Annotated in this window: 32 protein-coding genes and 1 pseudogene; 18 read left to right on the plus strand and 15 right to left on the minus strand. The window is 67.3% G+C overall.

Going from position 1 to position 24,526, the window contains the following annotated elements; all coding sequences use genetic code 11:
- From A5782_RS18305 to A5782_RS18315, 3 genes and pseudogenes are all read left to right on the plus strand, one after another.
- Positions 1-180: pseudogene (locus tag A5782_RS18305) on the plus strand (hypothetical protein); the annotation flags it as partial.
- A gap of 26 nt (positions 181-206) precedes the next feature.
- The gene (locus tag A5782_RS18310) at positions 207-500 is read left to right on the plus strand and encodes a hypothetical protein (protein WP_156624019.1); all 294 of its coding nucleotides are present in this window, start codon (positions 207-209) and stop codon (positions 498-500) included.
- 108 nt (positions 501-608) lie between these two features.
- Positions 609-1,439: an enoyl-CoA hydratase/isomerase family protein gene (locus A5782_RS18315; RefSeq protein ID WP_067103191.1), complete on the plus strand. Its 831-nt coding sequence runs from the start codon at positions 609-611 to the stop codon at positions 1,437-1,439.
- Positions 1,440-1,591: 152 nt separating this feature from the next.
- On the opposite strand, the gene A5782_RS18320 is transcribed toward A5782_RS18315, so the two are convergent.
- A complete protein-coding gene (locus A5782_RS18320; RefSeq protein ID WP_067103193.1) occupies positions 1,592-3,151 on the minus strand; it encodes a long-chain-fatty-acid--CoA ligase in 1,560 nt (519 codons plus the stop codon).
- A 116-nt stretch (positions 3,152-3,267) separates the two neighbouring features.
- Positions 3,268-3,861, minus strand: a complete 594-nt coding sequence (locus tag A5782_RS18325) for a hypothetical protein (protein ID WP_067103195.1) — start codon at positions 3,859-3,861, stop codon at positions 3,268-3,270.
- Positions 3,862-4,113: 252 nt separating this feature from the next.
- Here A5782_RS18325 and A5782_RS18330 point away from each other — a divergent pair, with 252 nt between their 5' ends.
- The 3 genes from A5782_RS18330 (at position 4,114) to A5782_RS18340 (ending at position 6,719) form a co-directional block, all read left to right on the plus strand.
- On the plus strand, positions 4,114-4,905 hold the full coding sequence (locus A5782_RS18330) for an SDR family NAD(P)-dependent oxidoreductase (RefSeq protein ID WP_067103197.1): 792 nt from the start codon (positions 4,114-4,116) through the stop codon (positions 4,903-4,905).
- A gap of 18 nt (positions 4,906-4,923) precedes the next feature.
- On the plus strand, positions 4,924-5,865 hold the full coding sequence (locus A5782_RS18335) for a catalase family peroxidase (RefSeq protein ID WP_067103199.1): 942 nt from the start codon (positions 4,924-4,926) through the stop codon (positions 5,863-5,865).
- A gap of 83 nt (positions 5,866-5,948) precedes the next feature.
- Positions 5,949-6,719, plus strand: a complete 771-nt coding sequence (locus tag A5782_RS18340) for a sulfite exporter TauE/SafE family protein (protein WP_156624020.1) — start codon at positions 5,949-5,951, stop codon at positions 6,717-6,719.
- A 44-nt stretch (positions 6,720-6,763) separates the two neighbouring features.
- Here the strand turns inward: A5782_RS18340 and A5782_RS18345 are convergent, their stop codons facing one another.
- Together A5782_RS18345 and A5782_RS18350 are read right to left on the minus strand one after the other, a co-directional pair.
- Positions 6,764-7,849 (minus strand): glutamate--cysteine ligase, encoded by a 1,086-nt coding sequence (locus A5782_RS18345; RefSeq protein WP_067103202.1) that lies wholly within the window; start codon positions 7,847-7,849, stop codon positions 6,764-6,766.
- Between the two features lie 23 nt (positions 7,850-7,872).
- Positions 7,873-8,310, minus strand: a complete 438-nt coding sequence (locus A5782_RS18350; protein ID WP_067103204.1) for an anti-sigma factor antagonist — start codon at positions 8,308-8,310, stop codon at positions 7,873-7,875.
- 152 nt (positions 8,311-8,462) lie between these two features.
- Here A5782_RS18350 and A5782_RS18355 point away from each other — a divergent pair, with 152 nt between their 5' ends.
- Positions 8,463-9,080 (plus strand): TetR/AcrR family transcriptional regulator, encoded by a 618-nt coding sequence (locus A5782_RS18355; RefSeq protein ID WP_067103206.1) that lies wholly within the window; start codon positions 8,463-8,465, stop codon positions 9,078-9,080.
- On the opposite strand, the gene A5782_RS18360 is transcribed toward A5782_RS18355, so the two are convergent.
- Both A5782_RS18360 and A5782_RS18365 read right to left on the minus strand, forming a co-directional pair.
- Complete coding sequence (locus A5782_RS18360; protein WP_067103208.1) at positions 9,081-9,746, minus strand: DedA family protein; 666 nt, start codon at positions 9,744-9,746, stop codon at positions 9,081-9,083.
- Positions 9,747-9,749: 3 nt separating this feature from the next.
- The gene (locus tag A5782_RS18365) at positions 9,750-10,592 is read right to left on the minus strand and encodes an SGNH/GDSL hydrolase family protein (protein WP_082942998.1); all 843 of its coding nucleotides are present in this window, start codon (positions 10,590-10,592) and stop codon (positions 9,750-9,752) included.
- Between the two features lie 50 nt (positions 10,593-10,642).
- Here A5782_RS18365 and A5782_RS18370 point away from each other — a divergent pair, with 50 nt between their 5' ends.
- A complete protein-coding gene (locus A5782_RS18370; protein WP_067103212.1) occupies positions 10,643-11,458 on the plus strand; it encodes an IclR family transcriptional regulator in 816 nt (271 codons plus the stop codon).
- Here the strand turns inward: A5782_RS18370 and A5782_RS18375 are convergent.
- Genes A5782_RS18375 through A5782_RS18395 form a run of 5 tightly spaced genes read right to left on the minus strand, consistent with a single transcriptional unit; the run spans position 11,446 to position 15,132 of the window.
- Positions 11,446-12,174 (minus strand): class II aldolase/adducin family protein, encoded by a 729-nt coding sequence (locus tag A5782_RS18375; RefSeq protein WP_067103214.1) that lies wholly within the window; start codon positions 12,172-12,174, stop codon positions 11,446-11,448. The genes A5782_RS18370 and A5782_RS18375 overlap by 13 nt on opposite strands.
- Positions 12,171-12,974 carry a 3-(cis-5,6-dihydroxycyclohexa-1,3-dien-1-yl)propanoate dehydrogenase gene (gene hcaB, locus A5782_RS18380; RefSeq protein WP_067103216.1) on the minus strand — a complete coding sequence of 268 codons (804 nt, stop codon included), beginning with the start codon at positions 12,972-12,974 and terminating at the stop codon, positions 12,171-12,173. Before hcaB ends, A5782_RS18375 begins: the two co-directional genes overlap by 4 nt.
- The gene (locus A5782_RS18385) at positions 12,971-13,237 is read right to left on the minus strand and encodes a dihydrodiol dehydrogenase (protein ID WP_067103218.1); all 267 of its coding nucleotides are present in this window, start codon (positions 13,235-13,237) and stop codon (positions 12,971-12,973) included. Before A5782_RS18385 ends, hcaB begins: the two co-directional genes overlap by 4 nt.
- Positions 13,238-13,249: 12 nt before the next feature.
- Positions 13,250-13,789, minus strand: coding sequence for a 3-phenylpropionate/cinnamic acid dioxygenase subunit beta (locus tag A5782_RS18390; RefSeq protein WP_067103220.1), 540 nt, complete (start codon positions 13,787-13,789; stop codon positions 13,250-13,252).
- Positions 13,786-15,132 (minus strand): aromatic ring-hydroxylating dioxygenase subunit alpha, encoded by a 1,347-nt coding sequence (locus A5782_RS18395; RefSeq protein ID WP_067103222.1) that lies wholly within the window; start codon positions 15,130-15,132, stop codon positions 13,786-13,788. Before A5782_RS18395 ends, A5782_RS18390 begins: the two co-directional genes overlap by 4 nt.
- Before the next feature lie 281 nt (positions 15,133-15,413).
- Here A5782_RS18395 and A5782_RS18400 point away from each other — a divergent pair, with 281 nt between their 5' ends.
- The 5 genes from A5782_RS18400 (at position 15,414) to A5782_RS18420 (ending at position 19,485) form a co-directional block, all read left to right on the plus strand.
- Complete coding sequence (locus tag A5782_RS18400; protein ID WP_067103224.1) at positions 15,414-16,385, plus strand: Rieske 2Fe-2S domain-containing protein; 972 nt, start codon at positions 15,414-15,416, stop codon at positions 16,383-16,385.
- Complete coding sequence (locus A5782_RS18405) at positions 16,382-16,867, plus strand: hemerythrin domain-containing protein (protein WP_067103226.1); 486 nt, start codon at positions 16,382-16,384, stop codon at positions 16,865-16,867. The genes A5782_RS18400 and A5782_RS18405 overlap by 4 nt, the downstream gene beginning before the upstream one ends.
- Positions 16,868-16,935: 68 nt before the next feature.
- Entirely contained in the window at positions 16,936-17,706 is a 771-nt protein-coding gene (gene pcaH, locus A5782_RS18410) for a protocatechuate 3,4-dioxygenase subunit beta (protein ID WP_067103227.1), read from the plus strand.
- Positions 17,699-18,262, plus strand: coding sequence for a protocatechuate 3,4-dioxygenase subunit alpha (gene pcaG / locus A5782_RS18415; protein ID WP_067103229.1), 564 nt, complete (start codon positions 17,699-17,701; stop codon positions 18,260-18,262). The genes pcaH and pcaG overlap by 8 nt, the downstream gene beginning before the upstream one ends.
- Positions 18,259-19,485 carry a lyase family protein gene (locus A5782_RS18420; RefSeq protein ID WP_067103232.1) on the plus strand — a complete coding sequence of 409 codons (1,227 nt, stop codon included), beginning with the start codon at positions 18,259-18,261 and terminating at the stop codon, positions 19,483-19,485. The genes pcaG and A5782_RS18420 overlap by 4 nt, the downstream gene beginning before the upstream one ends.
- On the opposite strand, the gene A5782_RS18425 is transcribed toward A5782_RS18420, so the two are convergent.
- The 3 genes from A5782_RS18425 to A5782_RS18435 form a co-directional block, all read right to left on the minus strand.
- On the minus strand, positions 19,476-20,123 hold the full coding sequence (locus A5782_RS18425; RefSeq protein WP_067103234.1) for a TetR/AcrR family transcriptional regulator: 648 nt from the start codon (positions 20,121-20,123) through the stop codon (positions 19,476-19,478). The genes A5782_RS18420 and A5782_RS18425 overlap by 10 nt on opposite strands.
- Before the next feature lie 97 nt (positions 20,124-20,220).
- A complete protein-coding gene (locus tag A5782_RS18430) occupies positions 20,221-20,484 on the minus strand; it encodes a hypothetical protein (protein WP_067103237.1) in 264 nt (87 codons plus the stop codon).
- A gap of 190 nt (positions 20,485-20,674) precedes the next feature.
- The gene (locus A5782_RS18435) at positions 20,675-20,884 is read right to left on the minus strand and encodes a hypothetical protein (protein WP_197694275.1); all 210 of its coding nucleotides are present in this window, start codon (positions 20,882-20,884) and stop codon (positions 20,675-20,677) included.
- A 375-nt stretch (positions 20,885-21,259) separates the two neighbouring features.
- Between A5782_RS18435 and A5782_RS18440 the strand changes: the two genes are divergently transcribed.
- The 5 genes from A5782_RS18440 (at position 21,260) to A5782_RS18460 (ending at position 23,994) form a co-directional block, all read left to right on the plus strand.
- The gene (locus tag A5782_RS18440; RefSeq protein WP_231986720.1) at positions 21,260-21,535 is read left to right on the plus strand and encodes a ferredoxin family protein; all 276 of its coding nucleotides are present in this window, start codon (positions 21,260-21,262) and stop codon (positions 21,533-21,535) included.
- A 68-nt stretch (positions 21,536-21,603) separates the two neighbouring features.
- Positions 21,604-22,230: a metalloregulator ArsR/SmtB family transcription factor gene (locus tag A5782_RS18445; protein WP_231986721.1), complete on the plus strand. Its 627-nt coding sequence runs from the start codon at positions 21,604-21,606 to the stop codon at positions 22,228-22,230.
- Complete coding sequence (locus tag A5782_RS18450) at positions 22,227-22,652, plus strand: hypothetical protein (RefSeq protein WP_067103244.1); 426 nt, start codon at positions 22,227-22,229, stop codon at positions 22,650-22,652. The genes A5782_RS18445 and A5782_RS18450 overlap by 4 nt, the downstream gene beginning before the upstream one ends.
- A gap of 49 nt (positions 22,653-22,701) precedes the next feature.
- Positions 22,702-23,046, plus strand: coding sequence for a cupin domain-containing protein (locus A5782_RS18455; protein WP_067103246.1), 345 nt, complete (start codon positions 22,702-22,704; stop codon positions 23,044-23,046).
- Positions 23,047-23,052: 6 nt separating this feature from the next.
- On the plus strand, positions 23,053-23,994 hold the full coding sequence (locus A5782_RS18460) for a nitronate monooxygenase family protein (protein ID WP_067103248.1): 942 nt from the start codon (positions 23,053-23,055) through the stop codon (positions 23,992-23,994).
- Between the two features lie 9 nt (positions 23,995-24,003).
- On the opposite strand, the gene A5782_RS18465 is transcribed toward A5782_RS18460, so the two are convergent.
- Positions 24,004-24,504: a DUF1990 family protein gene (locus A5782_RS18465; RefSeq protein WP_067103250.1), complete on the minus strand. Its 501-nt coding sequence runs from the start codon at positions 24,502-24,504 to the stop codon at positions 24,004-24,006.
- Positions 24,505-24,526 lie beyond the last annotated feature (22 nt).

Here is a 24,526-nt window from a genome sequence, read left to right on the forward strand (position 1 = left end):
CCCGTGCACACCTGCAATCACCCACTGACGTTCGAACCCCTCGACGAGCGCAGCTGCCGCTATACCGACGAGATCGAAACCGACGACGGCCTGCACGGGCTGCTGACCCGCGCCTTCGTCCGGGTCATGTTCCGCCACCGGCATCGGCGATGGCGCAAGCTCGCGCAGATCCTGCACTGACAGCGCACCAGAGAGGACGGTAAATCGTGGTCGCCAATCAAGAGGGCGTCGGCATGCTGAAACTCGAATGCCCGCAAAGTCATCCCGTCGGCAGGCTCCTCAAAGACGCTCCGCATCAGTCGGTGCAGTTCGACCCCGGGGCTCAGGTGGGCCCGCGCCGGTTCTGGCCGGACGAAGACGAACAGCCGAACTTCAAGACACTCTGCAGGTTCTGCGATAAGCCGGTCGGGGACACCACGTCCACCCTGCAGACCAGACTCGCCACGGTGCTGGCCGATGCGGCCGCGACCGCCGAGACGGCCACGCTGCCTTACGTGTAGGCGTCCTGCCCCACGCGTAGGCGGCCTGCCCCGCGGATACCGTAAGCGCTACAGTAGCGGCGTTGCGGCGCGACGCATCCGCGGCGACGCCGACCCGAGAGGAGTCCCGTGGCGCAGACACCGCAGAGCACCCCCCGTCCACCCGAAGGCGATTGGCTGGGCACACCGTACCTGCGCTTCGAGCGCCAGGGGCCGATCGCGGTGTGCACCATCGACCGGCCCCAAGCACGCAACGCGCTGAGCCCCGCGATGTATTTCGGAATCCGTTATGCGGTAGGACGTCTCAACGAGGACCCGGATCTGGCCGGGCTGGTGCTCACCGGAACCGGCGACGTCTTCGCGCCCGGCGGTGACATGGGCGGCGGGGGAGGCGAGGACAACTGGATCACCTTCGGTTCGGCGCTGGGCATGGACGTGACCCCGTTCGACGCGGTGCGCACCTCGGGCAAGCCCATCGTCTCCGCGGTCAACGGGCTGTGCCAGGGCGGCGGATTTCAGATCGCGTTGTGCAGCGACCTGTCGGTGGTCAGCGATCGGGCGACCTTCCGGGTGCCCGAGCTGTTCCGCGGCTACGCCGACACCTACTACAGTCAGATGCTCACCCGCGTCATCGGTCCGGTGCGCACCCGCGACCTGATGTTCACCGGGCGGGTGCTCACCGCGGTGGAAGCCCTCGACTGGGGCCTGGTCACCAGGGTGGTGCCGCATGAGGGCCTGCTGGAAGCGGCGAAAGACATACTGGCGCAATGCTGTCGGAGCGCACCGCGCGCCCGCGGAGTCATCAAGTCCAGCATCGACAATTACCTGGGCCTCTATGACCGCATCGGCATGACCGCCAGCCTGGCCGACGCGGAGGCCATCGAAGGCTTCCGCTCGTTCAAGGAACGCCGCTCACCGGACTGGGTGCATCCGGAATTGCGCGTCGAGGGCCGCCTATAAGTCGATCCATTCGCCGTTGGGGGGGCAACCTTCAGCACGTTGCTGATGCCGGCCTGATCGAACGCCGCGACGAATTCGCCGACCCCTCGCTGAAATGAGCCTACCTAGCACATTGATCGCGCAGGCGCGTCACGCGGGGTCCGCTCGTGTGCTCATATGCCCCGCGCGCGGTCGCGCCAAAACGGTTCGCGCAGCTGAGTTTTCAGGATCTTGCCGCTGGCGTTGCGGGGGAGCTCCGTCACGAAATCCACCGTGCGGGGACATTTGAAGCCGGCCAGATGCCCTCGGCAGAATTCGATGATGTCGGTGGGATCGATCTCGCCGTCGGCCACCACGATCGCCTTGACCGATTCGCCCCAGAAGTCGTCGGGCACCCCGATCACGGCGGCGTCCTCGACGGCGGGATGCTCGATGAGCACGCTTTCCACCTCGGGGCCATACACGTTCTCCCCCCCGGTGATGATCATGTCCTTGATGCGGTCTTCGATGTAGACATAGCCATCGGCGTCCATGCGACCGATGTCGCCGGTGCGCACCCAATCGTCGGCGGTGATGGTCTCAGCCGTCGCGTCCGGCCGGTTGAGGTAGCCCGTCATGTTCTGGTTGCTGCGCACCCACACCTCGCCGGAATCCCCGGGCGCCAACGGGTTTCCGGTTTCGGGGTCCACGACGCGAATCTCGCATCCCAGCACCGCTTTTCCGGCCGCCAGTTGCAGCTCGGGCCGCGCCGAATCGCGATGATCGTCGTCGGACAGTGCGGTGACCGCACCGCACAATTCCGTCTGCCCGTACACCTGCACGAATTTCGTGTCGGGCCAGGTGGACAGCGCCCGATGCAGCAACGGCAGCGGCATCGGCGCCGCGCCGTACACGATGTAGCGCAAGCCCGCGATGGCGGCGCTCGCCGCCTCGCCCGCGTCCAGGAACCGGGCGATCACCGGCGGGACGAAGAACGCGTGCGTGGCACCGGCGCGCACCGCGCCGATCAGCGTTGCGGCGTCGGGCTCGCGGGTCAGGAACGTCGGTGCCCCGGAACGGATTCCGAACAGCGCGTAGCCGATTCCGCCCACGTGGAACAACGGCATGGCGACCAGGTTCGCATCCCCGTCGTCGAAGGGGAAGGCCGGAGCCAAGTTCGACGCGTGATTGACCAGCGCGCGCTGGCTGAGCAACACGCCCTTGGGCCGTCCGGTGGTGCCGGAGCTGTAGATCACCAACGCCGTCTCGTTCTCGTCGACGCTCGCGTCGGGCTGTGTCGGTGCCGCGGCGGCCAGCAGCGACTCGTACTCGTCGCCGATCTCGATGATGCGTTCCACGCCGGGCGTCCGCGCGGCGGCGGCCTCGGCCGCAGGGCGCAGCTCGGCCCCGACCAGCAGCACGCGCGCGCCGCTGTCGGTGAGGACATGGACGAGTTCGTCGCCCATCACCCGCCAGTTGACGACGGTGGTGACGGCACCAATGGATGCGCCGGCGATGAGGACTTCGAGGCAGGCGGGGTGATTCTTGTCCAGGAAGGCCACGCACTGGCCTCGCCCGATACCGGCGGCGCGCAGTGCTCCGGCGGTGCGACGAATCCGCGAGCTCCATTCGGCCCACGACCACTGGCGTTCGCCGTAGCGGATCGCGATCGCGTCGGGCCGCTGCTGTGCGTGTCGTTCGACGATGCCGGCGAGCGTCTCCGCCGTGCCGGTCGCCGTGTCGGCTGGTGGCATGAACCCTCCGCGGTCGATTTGTTCCAGTTGGTGATAAGGGACGTGCTGCGCACGCTAATACAGAGCCGGTGGTGCGCACGCGCCGCCAGCCCTCGCCTGCGCTGGTCGCCGGCGGCTCACTCCATTGAGCTGATCATCATCCCGCCGTCGCCGGCGGCTTGGGTGGTCGCACCGTTGTCCTGCCGGAAGTCGATGAACGCCGATCGCCCGTTCGCGGTGTTCAGCAACTCGGTGAACGTGCCGATCACCGGAATCGCGCCCTGTGGGTTCACCACGGTGGCCGTGTAGTTGATGGAGGCTTCCTGCTGAAAGCTGGGGCCGGGCAGCGGCTTGGTGTCGGGCGGGGTCAGGCGGTTCACATCGGTCAAGATGGCCGCCGCGCTGCTGGTGAATTGATCGATGTCGGCCTGCAGAAGCCCGGCGGCATCAGTGCCGCCCGCGGGCTTGACCGTGATCCGCAGCTGCGCGCTGGTGTCGGCGTTGTTCAGCGCCACCCAGTTCGGGCCGCGATGGCCCACCGTCCAGCCCGGCGCGGGCCTGACCGAGACGCCCTGCGCGATCGCGATCGCGTCGTCGGAAGTCAGTGCCACCGCTGCCAAGGATTCGGACCGGTTGGCGGTGCAGGCAAGGACGACCACGGCGGCCGCGCTGATCGCCCCGAATCGCCATCCGGCCCGACGGCGAAGCGCCTGAGGCGGAGTTGTCGACATTCGCTATTCCTAACGCCGTCGGGCGCTACCAAAATCGCCCGTGGCTTATCGTGCTCCAATGGCGGCAGCCATGTCCAAGATCGGTTTGCTATAGCTCGATACAGTCCGCCTATGAACGCCCCGGTGTGTTGGTAAAGCCAAGGGCGCGAACCGATGTGACCAGAAATTCAATATTTGCGAATTCATTGCGGGACGGTGTGTCACCATGACTGGGCCTACCCGCCTGACCGACCCACCCGTAAAGGATGCGACATGGTGAATCCCGACCGCGCCCGTTCCCGCACTTTTGTCGTGACCGGCGCCGCGTCCGGAATCGGGTTGGCCACCGCGCGGCGGTTACTGGCCGAGGGCGGCACCGTGATCGGAGCCGACCTGACCGGGCCGCCCGACGACCTGGGCGCGCGGTTCACCTTCGTGGCCGCCGACGTCACCGACGAATCCGCGGTCGCCGCGGTGCTGGCCGCCGTGCCGGGCCGACTCGACGGCCTCTTCCACGCCGCCGGGGTCGCCGGGGGAGGCCCGGTGCACCTGCTCGAGCGCGCCGAATGGGACCGGGTGATCGGGATCAACCTCACCGGCACCTTCCTGGTGGCCAAGGCGGCCCTTGCCAGGATGATCGATCAACCCCGAGTCGACGGTGAACGTGGCTCGATCGTGACGGTCGCCAGCGTCGAGGGTCTGGAAGGCACCGCGGGCGGCAGCTCGTACAACGCGGCCAAGGGCGGCGTCGTACTGCTCACCAAAAACATCGCACTCGACTACGGGCCGAGCGGCATCCGCGCGAACGTCATCTGCCCCGGCTTCATCGAAACGCCCATGGCGCACAACGTTTTCAGCATTCCCGGGATGGAGGGGCCGCTGGCCTCCATCACCAAGGAACACGCCTTGCAGCGGCTGGGGCAGCCCGAAGAGATCGCCGCCATGGCCGCCTTCCTGCTGTCTGCCGACGCCTCGTTCGTCAGCGGCCAGGCCCTGGCGGTCGACGGCGGCTACACCGCCGGTCGCGATCACGGTGTCGTCGAACTCTTCGGCTTTCCCGACTGAGCCAACTAAGATTCGTCCATGAGCGGTGGACTTACTCCTGACGAGGCGATCGAGGCCATCCGGGGCGCCGGCGGAGCGCAGCCCGGTTGTCGCGCCCTGCACGCCAAGGGCACTCTGTATCGCGGCACGTTCACCGCCGCCCCCGATGCGCTCATGCTCTCGAGCGCACAACATCTCGATGGTTCGACGGTCCCGGCCCTGATTCGCTTCTCCAACGGATCGGGCAACCCCGAGCAGCGCGACGGCGCACCCGGTGTGCGGGGGATGGCGGTGAAGTTCACCCTGCCCGACGGCTCCACCACCGACGTCTCGACGCAGACCGCCCGACTGTTCGTCTCCAGCACGCCGGACGGATTCATCGACCTGCTCAAGGCGATGCGGCCCGGCCTCACGACGCCGCTGCGCATGGCCAGGCACCTGCTCACCCATCCGCGGCTGCTCGGCGCCTTGCCCATCGTTCGTGAGGCGAACCGGGTCCCGGCCAGCTACGCCACCACCGAATACCACGGCCTGCACGCCTTCCGCTGGATCGCCGCCGACGGCAGCGCCAGATTCGTTCGCTACCACCTGGTTCCGACCATATCCGAGGAGTACCTGTCGGGGTCGGACGCCCACGACAAGGATCCGGACTTCCTCACCGATGAGTTGACGGCGCGGCTGGACGGCGGCCCGGTGCGGTTCGACTTCCGGGTGCAGATCGCCGGACCGTCGGACTCGACGGTGGACCCGTCGGCGGCCTGGCAGAGCACCCAGATCGTCACCGTCGGCACCCTGGCGATCACCGGTCTGGACACCGAGCGTGAGCACGGCGGTGACATCGTGGTGTTCGACCCGATGCGGGTGACCGATGGGATCGAACCCTCCGACGATCCGGTGCTGCACTTTCGGACCCTGGCGTATTCGGCCTCGGTCAAGCTGCGGACCGGCGTGGATCGCGGCGCCGAAGCTCCTCCCGCCTGACCCGGGGAGGCGGGGGTGATAGTCACCACCTCGCGCCGAAATCTGCGGCAGGCTAAGGTTTTTCTTCGGTGTCGCCATTTCAGATGTTTCTCATATGCCTGGCCGGGCTGGGTGCTGGTGCGATCAACGCGCTGGTCGGCTCGGGCACCCTGATCACCTTCCCGACGCTGGTCGCGCTGGGCTATCCGCCGGTGACGGCCACCATGTCGAACGCGACGGGTCTGGTCGCCGGCAGCGTCTCGGGTACCTGGGGCTACCGCGCCGAGCTGAGGGGTCAGGCCGATCGGCTGCGGTGGCAGCTGCCGGCGTCGCTGGCCGGCGCGGCGCTGGGTGCCTATCTGTTGCTGCATCTGCCCGAGAAGGTGTTCGCCGACATCGTGCCGGTGCTGCTGGTGCTGGCGCTGGTGCTGGTGGTGATCGGGCCGCGGATCCAGGCGTGGACGGCCAGGCGCGCCGAGCAGGAGGGTCGTTCGCCCGAGCACGTCAGCCCGCGCCGGATGGCGACGCTGGTGTTCGGCACCTTCGCCGTGGGCGTCTACGGCGGCTACTTCACCGCCGCACAGGGCATTCTGTTGGTCGGTCTGATGGGTGCTCTGCTACCGGAATCGGTGCAGCGCATGAACGCGGCCAAGAATCTGTTGTCTCTGGTGGTGAATGTGGTTGCCGCCGTTGCGTATACGGCGGTGGCATTCGATCGGATCAGCTGGCCGGCCGCCGGCCTGATCGCGGCGGGCTCGCTGGTCGGCGGGCTCCTCGGCGCCCGTTACGGGCGCCGGTTGTCGGGCAATGCGCTGCGCACGATCATCGTGGTCGTGGGACTGATCGGGCTGTATCGCCTGCTCGCGGTGACCTGACGAGAAGCGCGGCGCGGCAACGGTTTTGGCCACCCGGGTGTGCCTCAGCTCAGCGTGGCCGCGGCGGCTTCGGCGAGGACGTCGCGCACGTCACCACGCTTGCGCCACGCCCGCAACTGACGCATCGCCCCGTTGCCGTGGGATATGACCCGGTTGAGTTCGTCGCGAACGTGGTCGTATTCACCCAGTGACTCCAGCGCGGGGCGCACCCGCCGTACCAACGCCCCCAACTGCTCTCCCGCCGGCACCGCGCCGCGGCCGTGGATCAAATCGAGTGTTTGGCCGGACAATCCGTCGTGTGCGGCCTTCCAGTACGCCGCGCGCAATGCAGCGGGCGGCAGCCGCTGGGCATCATCGGGTGAGTCGAGCGCCGTCATCACCGCCGCCCTGACCAGTGTGGCAAGCAGCACGGTCTCGGCGACGGTGGCCGGCACGTCGGCCACCCGGACCTCCACCGTCGGGAAGTCCGCCGAAGGACGTACGTCCCAATAGATCATGTCCTCGTCCAGGATCACCCCGTTGTCGACCAACATGCGCACGGCCTCGTCGTATTCGTCGGCTGAGGCGAAAAACGGCGGCGCTCCCGCGGCGGGCCAGCGCCGCCACAGCACGCTGCGCCAGCTCGCGTGACCGCTGTCCGCGTTGCGGTACACCCGCGAATTGGCCGACAGCGCAAGCAAAGACGGCAGCCACGGCCGCAGCCAATTGCTGACATGGATGGCGGCGGCGCGGTCGGGCACCTGCACATGCACGTGGCATCCGCAGATTCCCTGCTCGTGGGCGATCATTCCGAACTCTTCGCCGATCCGCCGGTAGCGCGGGGTGTCGGTGACCGGAAATTCGTGCGGCGTGGCCGGCGGAAGCCCGCAGGCCAGCAGCTGCAATCCGACGGCCTCAGCGGCCTGCGCTGCGGTGCGCCGCAGCCGGCTCAGTTCCTCGCCAAGCTCAGCGCTGCTCGCCGCCACGGTCGATGTCGTTTCCACCTGGCAACTGCTCAGCTCGAGCTGCAGTTCGACTCCTCGCCGCTCGGCCTCTTCGGCCACGGCGGTGTTGTGCGCGGCGGGTTCGCCGGTTCGCGGGTCGATGAGGAGGAATTCCTCCTCGGCACCAACGGTGGGATGGGCGCCCATTGAGCCGGTTACGGCCCGATGCCCTACCAGCGAGCGGCCGCGGAGAGTGCGGAGTCGACGGTCGGGTAGATCGGCAGCACGCCGGACAGGCCGCACGCGTCGACGATGCGAGCCACTATCGGCTCGCAGCTCACCAGGCGTAAGTCGATTCCACGTTCCTGGCAGCTTTTCGCCTCTTCGGCGAGCGCCTCGAATGCGCAGCAACCCATGAACTCGAGCCCGGTGACATCGACCACGAAGGGACCGGGCGCGGTGACGCCGCTGGCCGCCTCGCGCACCAGGTGGCGCCAGGTGTCCTCATTGCAGGCGTCGACCTCGCCCCCGGCGTAGATCACCACCGACGGGCCGCTGCGATCCGCGGTAGCCCGCAGCGTGCTGTGGGGGTCACCGAGTTCGTAGACGAGTTTCGTGCTCAGCGTCAGGTGACTGGTCGGCATCGCTTCAACAATGGCGGAATTCATGATGGACCCCCTGATCGACAGGCGCCTCAGACGCCTCGATGGATGCCCGTCCTAATGTCTGAAGACAGACTGTTCGCGGTGCGAATCTCTTTTCTATAACGAGACAGGGCGGTCTGTCTACTGGCAAGGGCTAAGAGTACGGTAAGGCCTGTATGGCTTCTCCCCATGTCGGACCACCTGCCGCGTCGCCTCGCGAACGCGTGCTGACCGCGGCGTATGACCTGTTCAGCCGGCGTGGCATTCACGCGGTGGGTACCGACGAGGTGATCGCACGGGCCGGTGTTGCCAGGGCGACGCTGTACCGCCATTTCGCGACCAAGGATGACCTGGTCCTGGCCGTGCTGGAGCGCCGCGAGGAGCTTTGGACCCACGGTTTGATCGAGGAGCAGTCGCGGCGGCGCGGCAACACCCCCGAGGAGCAGTTGCTGGCGATCTTCGACGTCATGCACGACTGGTTTCAGCTCAGGGATGGCTACGAGGGCTGCTCGTTCATCAACGTGCTGCTCGAGCTGGGGCCGGCGCATCCGGCCGGCCAGGCCTGCATCGGCCACATCGATCACGTCCGCGACATCGTGCGTCGCCGCGCGGTTGCGGCCGGTTTGACCGACGTCGAGGACTTCGCCTCGTCGTGGCACATCCTGATGAAGGGCTCGATCATTCTGGCCGCCGTCGGGGATCTCGACGCCGGGCTGCGCGCCCGCCGGATGGCCCGCACTTTGATCGACGAACACCGGCCGCCACTGGCGGCGGACACCGTCGAGGCCGTGTAGTCAGACGGTGTCGGACGCGGTGCTGCCGGTCTTGCGGTAATGCTCGGCCTCCAATTCCGCGATCATTCGTGATGTGCGTTCCCGCAACAGGATTGCGGCGGTCAGCCCGGCCACGACGGCGATCACCAGCCCGATCCAGGAGAACCGTTCCAGCCAGCGTTCGGCGGCCATTCCGGCGAAGTACACCAGCGCGGTGGTGCCGCCCGCCCAGCAGATGGCGCCCGAGACGTTGGCGGCCAGGAATCGGGGGTAGTGCATCTTCAGCGCCCCGGCCAGCGGGCCGGCCAAAATCCGTAGCAGCGCGATGAAGCGGCCGAGGAAGACGGCCCGAACACCCCAGCGGTTGAACAGCTTTTCGGCAAGCGCGACGTGTCCGGGACCGAAGTGTTTGGGGAACCGCCGCCCGAGCCGGTCGAAAAGCGGCATGCCGAACCGGCGCCCGATCGCGTAGCCGATCGAATCGCCGATCACCGCGCCGATCACCGCCGCGATGCCGACCCCGAGCGGATTGACGGCCAGGTCATGGTGCGACGACATCAGCGCCGCGGTGACCAGCACGATCTCACCCGGTAGCGGGATGCCCAGGCTCTCGATCCCGACCACACCGCCGACCACCAGGTAGACCGCGAGCGGGGGAATCGAGTGCAGCAAGGGCGCTAGATTCATGCGTCAAGAATGCCTGACCGACCGGGGATCCGTTGGCTTAGGTGTGCGGTTGAATTCGCTGGGGGTGCCCAGCCCCTCCAGCCGCGGACGTTTGGGTTCGCGCCCGTCGTAGGACGAGAGGCCGCGCAGCCGCCGCCAGATCCACGGGAAGAAACTCTCTTGTGTCCAGCGCAACTGTTCGTACGTGCCGGCCGCAAAGGAACGCTGGGCGCAATGGAGGCGACCGCGTGCCCAATCGTGGTTGCTGTCAGGCAAATTGAGGGCTTCGGCGGCCGCGGCGGCGAACAGCGCATGGCCCTTGCTGGAGGCGTGCACCCGGTCGATGGCCCAGGTGTCCAACTCGCGCATCGAGGGCGCGTTGTACAGGTCGACGAGCCGGAACCCGTAGCGATCGGCGGCCGCGCTGATCGCGCCGTTGATGCGGGCAAGCCGACCCGCCACCAGGCGTCCCAGCGGCAGGAACTGCGCGACGTTCGGGAAGGTCGTCGTCACCACCGTCGCGCCCGATTCGGCCAGCCCGGCGTAGATGTGCTCGAGGTCGGCCAGGGCGGGACCGAACGACCGCCCCGGCTGGATGACGTCGTTCATCCCGGCGCACACGGTGATCAGATCGGGCCGCATCGCCAGTGCCTGCGGCAGCTGCTCGGTGAGCACGTGGCCAATCCGTTTACCGCGGATCGCGAGGTTGGCGTATTGCAGGCCGGGATAGAGCGAATCGACCCTCACCGCGAGTCGGTCGGCGAATCCGAGCAGGCCGACCGTGTCGTCGCCGTCCCACAAGCCCTCGGTCTGGCTGTCACCGATGGCGACGTAACGGTGGTATCCAGCGTGAATAGCCCCGCTCACGATGCCGAGAATAACCCGAAGCCGCGCCCATAACTGGTTACCGTGGGTGCATGCCACACAAGCGTGAGCCGGCCGCCGAGGATGCCGCGACGGCCCCGGCCGCCGATTCGCTTGCGCCGCAGTATCCGATCGAGTCGGTCGACAATGCGCTCAAGCTGTTACTGCTGTTGGGCGAGCAGCCCCAGATCCGGTTGAGCGAGGCGACCCGCTATCTGGGCGTAGCGTCGTCGACCGCGCATCGGTTGCTGGCGATGCTGGCCTACCGCGGGTTCGTCCGGCAAGACCCGGTGTCCAAGGCGTACCTGCCCGGTCCGTCGTTGAGTGGGGTGGCATTCGCGATCTTCGGCCGCATCGACATCGCGCGATCCGCGGCGCCCGTCATGCGCAGCCTCAGTGAACAACTGCGCGAGACGGTGCACGTCGGAATGCTGGACGGGGCCAGCGTCCGATTCGTCGCCGCCGTCGAGGCGCCGGCCGCGGTGCGGGTGGCGTCGCGGCTGGGCCGCACCATGCCGGCCCATTGCACCTCGACGGGCAAGGTCATGCTGGCCCAGCTGTCGTCACCGGAATTGCGTGCGCTGCTGCCGCGTGAGCAGCTCGAGCGCATCACCTCGCATTCGATCGGCAGCCGTACCGAGTTGGAAGCCGAGCTTTCCGGTATCCGCGAGCGCGGCTACGCCACCAACCGGGAAGAGAGTGAGGAAGGCGTCGCTTCGGTCGCGGTACCGATCCCCACCCGTGCGCCCGGGCTGCGGCTCGCGCTCAACGCCGCCGCGCCACAAAACCGGCTGGATGCCTCGCGGTATTCGGCGGTGGCCGCGGCACTTGGGGCGGCCGCGAAGGAGATCGGCGATCAGCTCGGCTGATCTGAAAGCCGCGCCACTTCGTGCCGCCAGGCCGCCTCGTCGGTGAACGCAGATCCCAAGTCGGGCAGGTCATCCCAGTCCGCGTCGTCGATGCCACGCAAGGTGCCACCAGCCGCGCGCACCCGCAACGACATCCGGGCCAGCGCGTCGAGGCTGATCGCCTGCAGCACCGCGCGCGGCACCGTGGCGGCGGCGCTGGTGATTCCGTGCCCGCGGCAGATCACCACCGGCCGGCCGCGCATCGCGGCCACCATTTCCTTGCCCAGGCGCGAATTGCGGATCAGCACCGCCCGTTCGTAAACGGGGACGCCGCCGCGCGCCAGCCAGGCGCCCGGAATGTCGTAGGCACCGTAAACCGGCCGGATCACGATGCCGGCCAGATCGGCGGCGACCACGTCCGGCGGGTGCAGATGCGCGACGGCCGCGTGCCGCGCATCGGCCAGCATCGTTTCAACGTGGATCGGCAGTTCGTTGGGAACGCGGTACCCGTCGAGTTCGCCTGGGGCACCGGCGGTTCCGTCGAATGTGATGAGCCGGATGTCGCTGGAACGGGTGAAGGCCACCCCGGTGTCGGTATCGCTTCGGCAGCGCACCAGCAGGTGCTCGTCGTCGACCCGCAGGCTCAGGTGGCCGAGGATGCCGTCGACCAGTCCGCGGGCCGCCGCGACGCGGCAGCCCTGCGCCACCAGAGCGCGCTGTTGCGCCAGGTCCGTCATCGCGGCGCGCCCAGCCCGAATCCGCCGTCTGGCCGGACGGTTTCGCCGGTGATCCCGCGGGACCGTTCGGATGCCAGGAACACGTAACTCCACGCGTGGTCCTCGCCGGTGAGCGCGACGTGCAGGGGAGTGCGCGCGGCGACATCCCGCGTCCGCTCGGGGCTGTCGTCCAGGCGGGTCGCCTCGAGCCCGAGGCTGGACAGGCCGCGCAGGTCGGTGTTGAGCGTGCCGCCGGGTGCCACCCCGTTGACGCGGATCTGCGGCGCCAGTTCGTGCGCCAGCGCCGACACCAGCCCGCGCACCGCGAATTTCGACGACACGTAGAGCACACCACCGCGTCCGGGATAGAACGACGACGCGGACTCGGTCAGCACGATCGAGGACCCCGCTGAAACCCCAGCGGCCCGCAGTGCCGGGATCGCGGATTTGACCGACTGCAGATGGCTGAGCACATTGGTGCGAAACATCTCATCGAACGCATCGGGGAGCGCGTCGGCCTCGATTTCGCCCACGCCCCGGTAGAAGTCGAAGACCCCCACACAGTTGACCAGGGTGTCCAGCCCGCCGAAGGTATCCACCGCGGCGGCCACGGCGCGGTCGTTGGCCTCGCGGGTGGTGGCGTCGCCCTCGATCACCGGCACCTGCGGCAACTGCTGGCGCAACGCGTCGCACTTGTGCGGATCACGTTCCAGCACAGCAACATTCGAGCCTTCGGCGCCGAAGGCCGCTACCACCGCCCGCCCGATCCCGGAACCGGCACCGACGACCAGGGCGCGTTTGCCCTCGAGCCAGCCGGTCATGGCCGGGGTTCGCTGTCGTCGGGCAGCAGCGGCGCATGGGAATTGCCGACCATGGCAGCCAGGGTCCGGGGGTTCTGCCAGGTCAATGCCTCGACCTCGAGCGCGTCCAGGGTGATCCACTGTCCGGATTTGGGTGCACTGATCAACAGCCGTGACCCATTCCGGGTGTCGACCCGGCGCACCACGACCTCGGTGAATTCGTTTGCGACGCTGATCGCTTCGCCGACCGCGCCCTCGAGCAGCTGCTGCAGTTCATCGTCCATTGCCAGCACCGTTCATAGAAACACCGCCAGGTTCTGCATCCGTAGCACCGACTCGTCGGCGATGATCTTGCGGCGGGCCAGCTTCCAGCGATCATCGCACCAGCGCAACACGTCTTCGCGCCCGCACGACATCAGGGCGCTGTCGTTGACGTCGCCCCGGCTGCGAAACAGCAGCTCGGCCGATTCGACGATCAGGTGCGCGTCGTCGTGGCCGGTGAAGGTGCGCACGTTGGTGATGAAATGGCGCAGCCGCGACGGCGGGTCCTCGGCCCACACGTGCTCGGTGCCCATCCGCGCGACACGCTGGCTCAGCGAATACTTGTCCTCGTTGAAATGATCCATGCCGGGCCCCCTTTCCGGCGAGGTGTCGAGACTCGCGCCGCGCGCGGTCGTGACGCGGACCGGCATGACGTAGCGGACGTCGTCGGTCAACATGTCCAGCCACGGCTCATACTGCTGGGCGTCCAGCAGGTAGGCCTCGTCCACCAGGAACCGGTGTGCTTCGAGGTGCCGCGTGTCATCAAATGGCAGTGATGGCAGGGGCTTTCTCATGCCGGCACCCTCTGCAGGTAGTCGGTCCACATGTTCAGCAACGCTCGCTGATTGTGTTCGTTGTAGCCGACCTGTGCGTGTCCGGGCCCGTGGAAAGCGCTGGGCGACAACGCCTCGATGACGGGGCGGTCATCGGCGAGCAGACCCATCCGGCTGTTCAGCAGCAGCCGTCGCGCCATGGAACCACCCGCGGTGGTGGTCAGCGACACCCAGTTCTCCACGTCATCTTGTTCGAACATGCCGGTCGACCCGAAGCACATCAAATACGCCTTGTACGAATCTTGTTTGTACTGCGGGGGAGCGGCGGAGTCCACCGCGAACCACGAGCACACTTCGGTCTCGTTCTCGCTGATCGGCTGCCACAACCTGATGGAGATGAATGGCAGCACCTGATCTTCCCGGTCATGCACCTTGGGCCAGTTGTGCACGAAGCTCAGGTTCGGAAAGCACGTCGCAGCCGAGATCATGAATCCGTCCTCGCCCACCACCCGTTGCTGTTGCGGTGTCCAGGAATCCTTGATCCGGCCGATCATCTCGTCGGGGTAGCCGACGTAGCGCATCCGCTCTTCGAAGCTGCCCGGTGGAAGTTTGTAGGTGGTTCCACCGCCGCGGTGGGCCCAGTAGGTGGCGCCGTCCTTGCGCTTCTGCGCTTTCGGCTCGCGAAAGAGCCCGATGTCGACGATCGACGCATGGGTGTGAGGCGTGTGGTACATGTCGCCGGCGAAATTCTCCGCGCCGATCTTCCAGTTGGCTTTGATCCGCCAGCGTTGCGGCCCCCGCACCTGGACTCCGCCGGCGCTCTGCTTGGTGTAGTAATCCAGATAGAACCTGAAGTCGCCGAGGAAGTCTTCTAGCGGTTCGGCTTTCGGATCCATGCTGATGAACAACAGGCCGTTGTAACTCGCGAAATTCGGTGCAGGCAACAGGGTTTGGTCCTTGGTGAACCCCTCGTCGCCGCCATAGGCCTCCCGGTGGAACGGTAGCCCGGTGAGTCGGCCGTCGTTGCGGTAGGTCCAGCCGTGGTAGGGGCAGCGGAAGTTGGAGGCGTTTCCCATCTCCGCGCGACAGACCTGCATTCCGCGGTGCAGGCACATATTGAACAGGGCCCGCACGGTGCCCTGCGAGTCGCGGGTGATGATGAACGAGTCGTCGAGGACGCGGCGCACCACGTAGTCGCCGTCCTGGCCGATCTCTGATTCGTGTCCCACGAACGTCCACGCCCGGCTGAACAGCCGTTGCTTCTCCAGCGCGAACAGTTCCCGGTCGTTGTAGATGTGCGCGGGGATCATCCCCCGGCGCACGTTCTCGAAGACCTCGACCAATTCGCCGTGACGATCTGACATAGCCCCTGCAATCTCTCTGTTCTACAGAAACACTCTCCGCTTAGTAGAATCTCGTAGTTGTCGGCGGCGGTCAATCACCAGGCCGCCACGTCACCAGGTTTCTACAAGAATGCTTGGTGCCAATTCACAGGTTGCACGCAATTAAAAGGCGGGGGCCCGCGGCTACGGTGGTTCACGACAGCCATTCCGCGCCAGTGAGCGCGGCGTAAACAACGGGTAATCGTTCGGTTCTGCGGAGATTAACGGTCTTTTTCCGCTGATCTGAGGAAGGAACTGGTGCCATGGTGGGTCGACCACGAGGGGGTCGATTGCAGCAGGTCGGATCGAAGGTTCTGGCCGCTATCGGGCGCCAGGAGTGGATTGATCGACCGAGCTATCGGTTCGAACACCTGCTCAGCTTCGCCTACAACGGGCTGGGCGACGCCCGCAACACCGTCACCAACGCTCTCAACGGAGTCTGGCTCGGGCACCCGGTGCACCCGCCGTTGGCGTCACTGACCAGTGGCGCCCTCGGGACGACGGTGGCGCTGGACGCGCTCAGCATCCTGCCCGGACAGCCGGCTTCCGAGGTCGTCGATGCCTCGCGATTCGCGTCGCGCGCGCTGGGGGTGGGCATCCTGGCGAGCCTCGGTTCGGCCGTCACCGGTGTCACCGACTGGCAGCACACCCACGAGGAGGAGCGCCGGGTCGGCGCTGTACACGGCCTGGTGAACGTGGCCGCCACCGTGCTGTACATGCAGTCCTGGTGGGACCGGCGCAAGGGGCGCCACGGTCGCGGGATCGTGCTCACCGCCCTGGGTTACGGCATCACCGTCATCGGCAGCTACCTCGGTGGTGCGCTGGTCTTCGAGTCCGGGATCGGCATCGATCAGTCGGGTCCGCGGCTGCGCACGTCCACCTGGACGCCGGTGCTGCCCGCGAGTTCGCTGAACGGCAAGCCGGTACGTGTCGAGGTCGACGGAGTGGGCCTGGTGGTCTGCCAGACCAAGCCCGGTGAGGTCGCGGCGTATGGCGAATTCTGTCCGCACCTGGCCGCACCGATGTCCGACGGCTGGATGGACCGGGGTCGGTTGGTTTGCCCCTGGCACGGTTCATGGTTCGCGGCCGAGTCCGGAGAAGTGGTGCGCGGCCCGGCGGCGGCGCCACTGCCGTGCTATGAGGCCCGATTGGTCGACGGAGTGGTCGAAGTCCGCGGCGAGCAGCAGCCCGCTCCCGGCGGCGCGGTAGGAATCGCAAAAGGAGGAGCCAATTGAACGCCTACGACGTTTTGAAAGAACACCACATCGTGATCAAGGGCCTCGGCCGCAAGATCAGCGACGCACCGGTGAATTCCGAAGAGCGGCATGCCCTTTTCGACGACCTGCTGATCGAGCTCGACATTCACTTCCGCATCGAGGACGACCTGTACTACCCGGCGCTCAAACAGGCCAGCAAGCTGATCGCGGTCGCCCACGCCGAGCACCGCCAGGTGGTTGATCAGCTTTCGGTGCTGCTCAAGACCCCGCAGAGCGCGCCCGGCTACGAGGACGAGTGGAATTCCTTCAAGACCGTCCTGGAGGCCCACGCCGACGAAGAGGAACGCGACATGATCCCGGCTCCACCGGAGGCGAAGATCACCGACGCGGAGATCGAGGAGCTCGGCGTCAAGATGGCCGCCAAGATCGAGCAATACCGCGGCTCGGCCATCCACCGTCTGCGGACCAAGGGCCGCGCGGCGTTGGTGCGCGCCCTGTAGCCTCTCGGAGCCGACAAGCGTCGCCGGCTTACCGGATTCGGTGAGCACCGAGAGTAGCCTCACGGCACATGGACCCGCAGCGTGTCGCGTCTCAGGGTGACATCACCGCGGAGATCGCCGGCATCGCAGCGCAATACCAGGGCGCCGCGGGGAGAGTCGAATACGAGCAGCCGCGGCTCGACTATCCGCCGTACCGCAGCACGATCCTGCGCCATCCGAAGCAACCGCTGATCGTCGTCGATCCCGAGGGCGTCGAACGCTGGGCACCGTGCTTCGGCCACCAGGACGTCGACGCACTCGATGCCGACCTGACGGCCGGTCATCCGGGCGAGCCGATCGGGGAGCGCGTCGTGGTGACCGGACGCGTCCTCGACGAATCCGGCCGGCCGGTCGCGGGCCAGCTGGTCGAGATCTGGCAAGCCAACGCCGGCGGGCGCTACCGCCATCAGCGCGACCAGCATCAGGCGCCACTCGACCCGAACTTCACCGGTGCGGGCCGCTGTCTGACCGGCCCGGACGGAACCTATCGGTTCCTGACCATCAAGCCCGGCCCCTACCCGTGGCGCAACCACCACAACGCGTGGCGCCCGGCCCACATCCATTTCTCCCTCTTTGGAACAGCTTTCACCCAGCGCCTGGTCACCCAGATGTACTTTCCGGGTGACCCGATGTTCGAGCTGGACCCGATCTTCCAGTCGATCCTCGATCCCGCCGCACGACAACGGTTGATCGCCCGGTACGACCACGACCTCACCGAACCGGAGTACGCCACCGGGTACCGGTGGGACATCGTGTTGGCCGGTCGCGCACAGACACCGACAGAAGGCGAGCATGGCTGAATCATCTTGCACGCCAGGGCAAACGGTCGGTCCCTTCCTCGACCTGGGATTGCCGTATCCCGGTGGCAACCAGGTGGTCGGCGACGGCCACCCGCAGGCCATCCGGCTGCACGGCAGGGTGTACGACGGTGCCGGAGCAGCGGTCCCGGACGCACTGGTGGAACTCTGGCAACCCGACGGCGCGGGACGTGTTCCGCGGCAAGCCGGTTCGCTGCGCCGCGACCATACGGTGTTCACCGGGTGGGGGCGCTGCGCGACCGACGCCGAGGGAAGCTACACCTTCACCACGCTGGCGCCCGGAACGGCGGACGCCGGGCGATCGCCGTTTTTCGCGCTCACCGTGTTCGCGCGGGGACTGTTGAACCGGCTGTTCACCCGCGCCTATCTGCCCGGCGCCAACCCGCACGCCGATCCGCTGTTGGCGACGGTCACAGCCGAGCGCCGTAACACATTGCTCTGCGTCGCCGAAAACGGCGGCGCAGCTTACCGTTTCGACATCCACCTGCAGGGCCCGGCCGAGACCGTGTTCCTGGCCTTCCGGGAAGACGCGCGATGACCAACCTGTTGTGGCCCGGAGACCACCGCGCCGGCGCGCACATGAGCGATGAGGCGCTGCTGGGATCGATGGTCGCGATGGAATCCGCGTGGCTGAGCGCACTGGCGGCCGCCGGCCTGGCTCCGCCCGCATGCGCCGCGGTGGACCTGTCGAATCTGGTCATACGCAACGACTGTGAGACACTCGCGGTCGCCGCCGAGGGCGGCGGCAACCCGGTCATTGCGCTCGTGGAGCTGCTGCGGCGGCGGTCCGAACCGGCCGTCGCGCCCTGGATTCACCGCGGACTCACCAGCCAGGACGTCCTGGACACCGGACTGATGCTGGCCCTGCGCGCGGTCGCCGATGAGCTGACAATTCAGCTGAGACAGCAGATTTCCACGCTGTCCGAACTCGCAACCCGGCATCGGGCCACGCCCATGGTGGCCCGCACCCTTACCCAGCACGCCGCGCCCACCACCTTCGGCGGCAAAGCCGCCGGCTGGCTGACCGGGATCGTCGACGCGTTCGAGCGCGTTGGCGCGCTGACCACACCGATCCAAATCGGCGGCGCCGCCGGCACATTGGCCGCAACGACGGAGCTGGCCGCATTGCTCACCGGCACGACCGACCCGGCCGGTGTCTCACGTCAACTGATCCAAAGCACCGCAACCACTTTGGGCTTGCAAGACCGGTCCGCGTGGCACACCGCCCGAGCACCCGTCACGGCGGCCGGCGACGCCTTCGTCGGCTGCACCGACTGTTGGGGCCGCATCGCCTCCGACGTCGTCACCCTGGTCCGCCCGGAGATCGCCGAACTCAGCGAGCCGGCAGCCACCGACCGCGGGGGCTCGTCGTCGATGCCGCACAAGCGAAACCCGATACTGTCCATCCTGATCCGCCGCGCCGCCATTGCGGCACCGCCATTGGCCGCGACGCTGCACACCGCGGCCGCGCTGGCCAACGACGAGCGGCCCGACGGGGGATGGCATGCCGAGTGGGACACCCTGCGCACGCTGGGCCGGCGCACCGTCGTCGCGGGATCCCATAGCGGCGAGCTGCTCGCCGGGTTGACCGTACACTCACAGCGAATGGCCGAAAACCTCAAAGCCGCAGACGTTTCGGGTGAACAGCGGGCAATCGCCGACCTGGTGGGCAAAGAGCCGACCTCTACCTATTTCGGCGCCACCGACCGGTTGATCGACGAGAGCCTGAGCCGCGCGGCACAGGTGGTTGCTCAGCGCTGATAAATGCTGGCCAGCCAGATGTGCAGCAGCGTGTCGATCACCCGATCTTCGGGGATCGCCTGATCCTCGGCGGTGAACGCCGCGGCCATCATCCGCTCGCTCAACATGTTCAGCGCCACGGACAGCTCCGCGGCCGGGATGGTGTCGGGAGCGGCGCCGCGGCCGCGCTCGGCCCTGATCGCGATGGTGGTGTAGGCGATCCACTTGCTCATGAGTGCGGACCACAGCTGCCGCACCTCGGGGTTGGTGGCTTTGGCCGCCGCACCGGCGACGGCCACCGCCCGGTGCGAGGCGGACACCTCGAAGAACGATTCGATGCGTGCCCGCCAGATCGCCTCGGGGTCACCGGACGACACCACGTCGAGCGCCCCCAGCGCCGCCTGTGCCTTGCTGTTCATCTGGTCGAGCAGCGACAACAGCACCGCGTTCTTCGACCGGAAATAGAAGTAGAAGGTGGGCCGCGATATGCCGGCGCCTTTTGCTAGGTCGTCGACGGAAAAGTCGGCCAGCGGCCTTTCCTGCAACAGCCGCTCGGCGGTGGCAAGTATCGCCTGTTCGCGGTCGTCACCGGAGTAGTGCGACGCGCGGCGGCCCCGCGAGGCCTGCAGATACTTTGTTTGTGTCGGGATGTCGGACACGCCCGTTACTGTTGGGCACTCCGATATACGTCAACAAAACTGTTGATGAAAACCAGCAATAATGTCGATTAAAAGCGGCGATTTGCTGGACGACTTCTCAGTCGGCCACCGCGATCTCGATGGACAGGCACTCACTCAGCGCGTGTGCGGCCGGCCAGTCGCCGCCACACACGGCGCGCTCGAGTTCGTCGACCAACGGGCTGTTGGCACCCAGGTCGGCCAGCCACGCCGCTACCGTCGCCGTGATCTGGTGCGCGGGTACGCGAGCGATGTGTCCTTTGTGGAGGCGATCGGTCAGCTGATAGATCGTGGCGGTGGGCCTGCGCTGCGGCCAATGAACCGTCCATTTCGGTGAATTCATCGTGCCCTCCCCGCGAGCCTCAACGACTCATCCGACCCCGGCGGCGCGTTCAGCTCTAGGGCACAATAGTACGTCTGTACCAATGCGTTGGCTGGTATTTTCGCCGTGAGAATTCCCGTTTTTTTGAACTTTGTGGTCATCGGATCGCCTACCTGGTGCTACGGAAGAAAAACGGAAGAAAACAGGCCGATCAGTGCCGTGCCAGCGTGGCGCGGCCCCGGGCCATGATGCGTTCCAGGACGTTGTGGGACAGGTCGCCGTCGTTGGCCACCCGGGCGAGACCGCGCCGCCGCAGGAACATGTCGAGCCGTCGATCCGGTGACCAATCGGCATAGATGGACCCGAGGTAATGCGACTCCAGGAAATCCGACGCCAATGCATCGAGGTCGGACTCCGTCAACAACGGTGAGGTAGCACCCATAGCCGGCAATCTCCCTTGTTCTCCCCGCAACTGCCGCAGCCAAAGTTACGTCAGGGGGCGTAACTAAACCGTCACGCAGAGGTTGCGGAACGGGCCCAAAGTCTCCCAGGGGTGCAAAGACGAAGGTCAGAGGCCTACGGCGGTGCTCTGGCGGTGCCCGGTGCCAAGGTCGCTGAGCACGCCGCGCACCACGTTGGCCGCGTCCGGCCGGCCCTGGGCGCCGTCCTGGCATCAGATCTCCTGTCGCGCAGGGCTTTCCAGCTTCCAGGACCGCGTACGTCAAGTTCGTTGGCGGCCATGGGTTCTCCGACCTTCCGCTAGTTTTCACAATCGGGATTGTGTAAACTCTAGGGCGTGAGCTGCGCGATCGGGAAGCCATGCGTCGATGTGATGGACCGCGCTTGCGTCGAGGAATACCCCGTGCATTGCATTTACGAAGGCGGCCGGGCGCTCTACATTCATCCCGACGAATGCGCCGATTGCGGCGCGGGTGAACCGGTTCGTCCGGTGGAAGCGATTTACTACGACGGTGATTCCCGCTCGGTATCGACACGCCGCTGGTGGCGGGCCAGCCCGGTGCCACCCATTCGGCCGGGGCGTGAAGGACAACGAGCGGGAGGCACCCAGTGAAATCCCAGCAGTTCCCGAAGTCCCGGGACTCCTCGAACGGGGAATCGGCCGGCCGGCGGCGCGCCGTGATGCGGCTGCTGCGGGCCTCGCCCGATCCAATGAGCATCGCCGGAATCGCCGACGTGCTGCGCGTGCACCCCAACACCGTCCGCTTCCACCTCGACAGCCTGGTCGCTGACGGTCAGGTGGAGCACGTCGAGCTGGATCGCAGAGGGCCCGGGCGGCCACCGCTGATGTTTCGCGCGGTCCGGCAGATGGATCGCGGCGGAACCCGGCACTATCGGCTGTTGGCCGAGATCCTGGTCACGGCCTTCGCCACCGAGCCCGATCCCGGGCCCAAGGCCCTGGCCGCGGGCCGCGCCTGGGGACAGAAGATGGATGCCGAACTTCACCCGCTTCCCGACGGCGCCGGCAGCGCCGAAGAGGCCATCGCCCACCTGATCGATGTGCTCGACGAACTCGGCTTCGCCCCCGAGCGTCGGGTGAGCAAAGGACAGCAGCAGGTCGGGTTGCGGCACTGCCCCTTTCTGGAATTGGCCGAAAACCGCTCCAGCGTGGTCTGCCCGGTGCATCTGGGTCTCATGCAGGGCGCCGTCCAGACTTGGGGAGCGCCCGTCTCGGTGGACCGGCTCGACCCGTTCGTCGAGCCGGATCTGTGTGTGGCTCACCTGACCCTGCAAGGGGCGGCCACATGAGCACCGGCACAGCGGTCGCCGTCGCGTTGACCTACATCTGGCTCGGCATGGTGGCGGCGATCTCGTTCCTGGAAGCTCCACTGAAATTCCGGGCGCCCAACGTGACGTTGCAGATCGGGCTCGGCATCGGGCGGTTGGTCTTCCGCGCGCTCAACACCGTCGAGGTGGCATTCGCCCTGGTCATCGGGGCCATCGTGGTGGCCGGTCCGGCGCGGGCGGGCGTCAGGGTGGCGATCGCCGTCGCCGTGGCCGCATTGGCCATCCAGCTGGTCGCGGTGCGTCCGGCATTGACCCGTCGCGCGGACAAGGTGCTCGCCGGATCGGACGGACCGCGCTCGCGGGCCCACTACGCCTACGTCGCACTGGAGGCGGTCAAGGTGGTCGCCCTCGTCGTGGCGGGGATACTGCTACTGAGCGGCTAACAGCAATCTCGAGGCCCGATGCGGGCCGTGCAACTTCGAAGGACCCGATATGGATTCCATCTCGCTGACCGAGCTCGCGTCCGAAAAGATCGCCGAGGCCAAGCAATCGCACAGCGGACGGGCCGCCCACACCATCCACGGCGGTCACACCCACGAGCTTCGGCAGACGGTGCTGGCCCTGCTGGCCGGTCACGACCTCGCCGAACACGACAGCCCCGGCGAGGCGACACTGCAGGTGCTGCAGGGTCACGTGCGGCTGACGGCGGGCAGCGACGCCTGGGATGGCAGGGCGGGTGAATACGTCGCGATTCCCCCCGAACGACACGCCCTGCACGCGGTCGAGGATTCGGTGATCCTGCTGACCGTGCTGAAGACCATTCCGTCGGCGCACTAGCCACCGATGTTGTCGACGCCCTGGTCAACGAATTTCGGTCTGCGGGTCCCCATCGTCAACGCCCCGATGGGCGGGGTCGCCGGCGGCCGCCTGGCCGCCGCCGTCACGGCGGCCGGTGGTCTCGGCATGGTCGGCATGGGCAGTGTCGCGACCAGGCAGCTACTGGCCGAGCAGCTACAGCACGTCGACGGGCGGTTCGGCATCGGCATGGTCGATTGGGTGATGCGCAACGAGGCCGGGCTGCTCGAGGACGCGCTGGCCGCACGTCCGGTCCTGTTGTCGGTCAGCTTCGGAACCGAATGGTCGTGGGTCGCCAAGGCGCATGACGCCGGAATCCCCACCGTCACACAGGTTTACGACAGTGCCGGGGCTCGGCAGGCGGTCGACGCCGGAGTCGACATCCTGGTCGCGCGCGGGTCCGAGGGCGGCGGGCACGGCGAGGACAAGCTGGGGCTGCTGCCGCTGCTGGACGCCGTGTTGGACGCCGTCTCGGTGCCGGTGCTGGCCGGCGGCGGAGTCGCCTCGGCGCGCAGCCTGGCCGCGGTGCTGGCCGCCGGAGCCAGCGGCGCGTGGGTGGGCACCAGGTTTTCGGCATGTCCGGAGGCCCTGACCGGCGACACCGGCCGCCGGGCGCTGGTCACGGCCACCGAAACCGACACCGCCGTCACCCGGGCTTTCGACGTCGCCAAGGGGCTGCCCTGGCCGGCGCGGTTCCCCTCGCGGGTGTTGGCCAACGACTTCGTCCAGCACTGGACGGGTCACGAGGAAGCACTGGACGCCGGCGCCTGCGACGAGCTGGCCGCGGCGATCGCCGCCGGGGACTGCCGGATCGCGCCCGTGGATGCCGGTCAGGGTGTCGGGATGATCCGCGACGACGCGTCGGTGGCCGACGTCATCGACGAGATGTGTACGGGTGCCGAAAAGTTGCTGACCGGGTGGGGCGGTTAGCGCCGGCGGTCACACCGCGCGCAGGTAGCGCTTGGCGATGAGGCGCTGACCCACCTTCAGCACCGGCCCGCCGGCCTTGCTCCACCAGGTCGCGGGCCGGGAGAAGGCCGACACTTCCGCGTACACCGCGGAGGTGACCGGGTCCCGGCGAACCACGAAGCGTTCCTCGCCGGACTCCGGATGGCCCGGCAGGGTGCCATAGCCGAAGCCGCGGATGTCTGGTTCGTCGACGACGTAGACGACGCGGCAGGGCGCGGGCACAAAGCCCATCTTCACCACCACCACCGCGTCGACGACGGCGATCTCGGAGCTGGCCTGCACGCGCAGCCCGGACCCGCGCTGCATGCCCCAGCGCATGACGGCGTCGGCGGCCTGCTCGAAACGCTGCCGGCCCGTGCCGATTTGGCGCTCGGCGTGTTGATGGTCATACCCCGCGGGCAGTTCGCCGGAAGCTGTTGCACCCACTTCGGAGTAGGTCAGGGGGAGTTCCTCGAGCGCGCGCAGGTCCACCTGCTCAGCTTGCCACGCGGAG

Source organism: Mycobacterium sp. 852002-40037_SCH5390672 (genome assembly GCF_001665875.1).
Taxonomy (GTDB): domain Bacteria; phylum Actinomycetota; class Actinomycetes; order Mycobacteriales; family Mycobacteriaceae; genus Mycobacterium.

What these genes read in the sequence shown, in the direction of transcription:
- A5782_RS18385 (WP_067103218.1), bottom strand. Translation starts at nt 13,237, where the DNA reads ATGGACGATGAACTGCAGCAGCTGCTCGAGGGCGCGGTCGGCGAAGCG.
- A5782_RS18335 (WP_067103199.1), top strand. Translation starts at nt 4,924, where the DNA reads ATGAGCGGTGGACTTACTCCTGACGAGGCGATCGAGGCCATCCGGGGC.
- A5782_RS18350 (WP_067103204.1), bottom strand. Translation starts at nt 8,310, where the DNA reads ATGAATTCCGCCATTGTTGAAGCGATGCCGACCAGTCACCTGACGCTG.
- hcaB (WP_067103216.1), bottom strand. Translation starts at nt 12,974, where the DNA reads ATGACCGGCTGGCTCGAGGGCAAACGCGCCCTGGTCGTCGGTGCCGGT.
- A5782_RS18400 (WP_067103224.1), top strand. Translation starts at nt 15,414, where the DNA reads ATGGTGGGTCGACCACGAGGGGGTCGATTGCAGCAGGTCGGATCGAAG.
- A5782_RS18390 (WP_067103220.1), bottom strand. Translation starts at nt 13,789, where the DNA reads ATGAGAAAGCCCCTGCCATCACTGCCATTTGATGACACGCGGCACCTC.
- A5782_RS18375 (WP_067103214.1), bottom strand. Translation starts at nt 12,174, where the DNA reads ATGACGGACCTGGCGCAACAGCGCGCTCTGGTGGCGCAGGGCTGCCGC.
- A5782_RS18455 (WP_067103246.1), top strand. Translation starts at nt 22,702, where the DNA reads ATGGATTCCATCTCGCTGACCGAGCTCGCGTCCGAAAAGATCGCCGAG.
- A5782_RS18370 (WP_067103212.1), top strand. Translation starts at nt 10,643, where the DNA reads ATGCCACACAAGCGTGAGCCGGCCGCCGAGGATGCCGCGACGGCCCCG.
- A5782_RS18325 (WP_067103195.1), bottom strand. Translation starts at nt 3,861, where the DNA reads ATGTCGACAACTCCGCCTCAGGCGCTTCGCCGTCGGGCCGGATGGCGA.
- A5782_RS18345 (WP_067103202.1), bottom strand. Translation starts at nt 7,849, where the DNA reads ATGGGCGCCCATCCCACCGTTGGTGCCGAGGAGGAATTCCTCCTCATC.
- A5782_RS18320 (WP_067103193.1), bottom strand. Translation starts at nt 3,151, where the DNA reads ATGCCACCAGCCGACACGGCGACCGGCACGGCGGAGACGCTCGCCGGC.
- A5782_RS18395 (WP_067103222.1), bottom strand. Translation starts at nt 15,132, where the DNA reads ATGTCAGATCGTCACGGCGAATTGGTCGAGGTCTTCGAGAACGTGCGC.
- pcaG (WP_067103229.1), top strand. Translation starts at nt 17,699, where the DNA reads ATGGCTGAATCATCTTGCACGCCAGGGCAAACGGTCGGTCCCTTCCTC.
- A5782_RS18430 (WP_067103237.1), bottom strand. Translation starts at nt 20,484, where the DNA reads ATGAATTCACCGAAATGGACGGTTCATTGGCCGCAGCGCAGGCCCACC.
- A5782_RS18445 (WP_231986721.1), top strand. Translation starts at nt 21,604, where the DNA reads ATGCGGCTGCTGCGGGCCTCGCCCGATCCAATGAGCATCGCCGGAATC.
- A5782_RS18360 (WP_067103208.1), bottom strand. Translation starts at nt 9,746, where the DNA reads ATGAATCTAGCGCCCTTGCTGCACTCGATTCCCCCGCTCGCGGTCTAC.
- A5782_RS18355 (WP_067103206.1), top strand. Translation starts at nt 8,463, where the DNA reads ATGGCTTCTCCCCATGTCGGACCACCTGCCGCGTCGCCTCGCGAACGC.
- A5782_RS18460 (WP_067103248.1), top strand. Translation starts at nt 23,053, where the DNA reads ATGTTGTCGACGCCCTGGTCAACGAATTTCGGTCTGCGGGTCCCCATC.
- A5782_RS18330 (WP_067103197.1), top strand. Translation starts at nt 4,114, where the DNA reads ATGGTGAATCCCGACCGCGCCCGTTCCCGCACTTTTGTCGTGACCGGC.
- pcaH (WP_067103227.1), top strand. Translation starts at nt 16,936, where the DNA reads ATGGACCCGCAGCGTGTCGCGTCTCAGGGTGACATCACCGCGGAGATC.
- A5782_RS18450 (WP_067103244.1), top strand. Translation starts at nt 22,227, where the DNA reads ATGAGCACCGGCACAGCGGTCGCCGTCGCGTTGACCTACATCTGGCTC.
- A5782_RS18420 (WP_067103232.1), top strand. Translation starts at nt 18,259, where the DNA reads ATGACCAACCTGTTGTGGCCCGGAGACCACCGCGCCGGCGCGCACATG.
- A5782_RS18340 (WP_156624020.1), top strand. Translation starts at nt 5,949, where the DNA reads ATGTTTCTCATATGCCTGGCCGGGCTGGGTGCTGGTGCGATCAACGCG.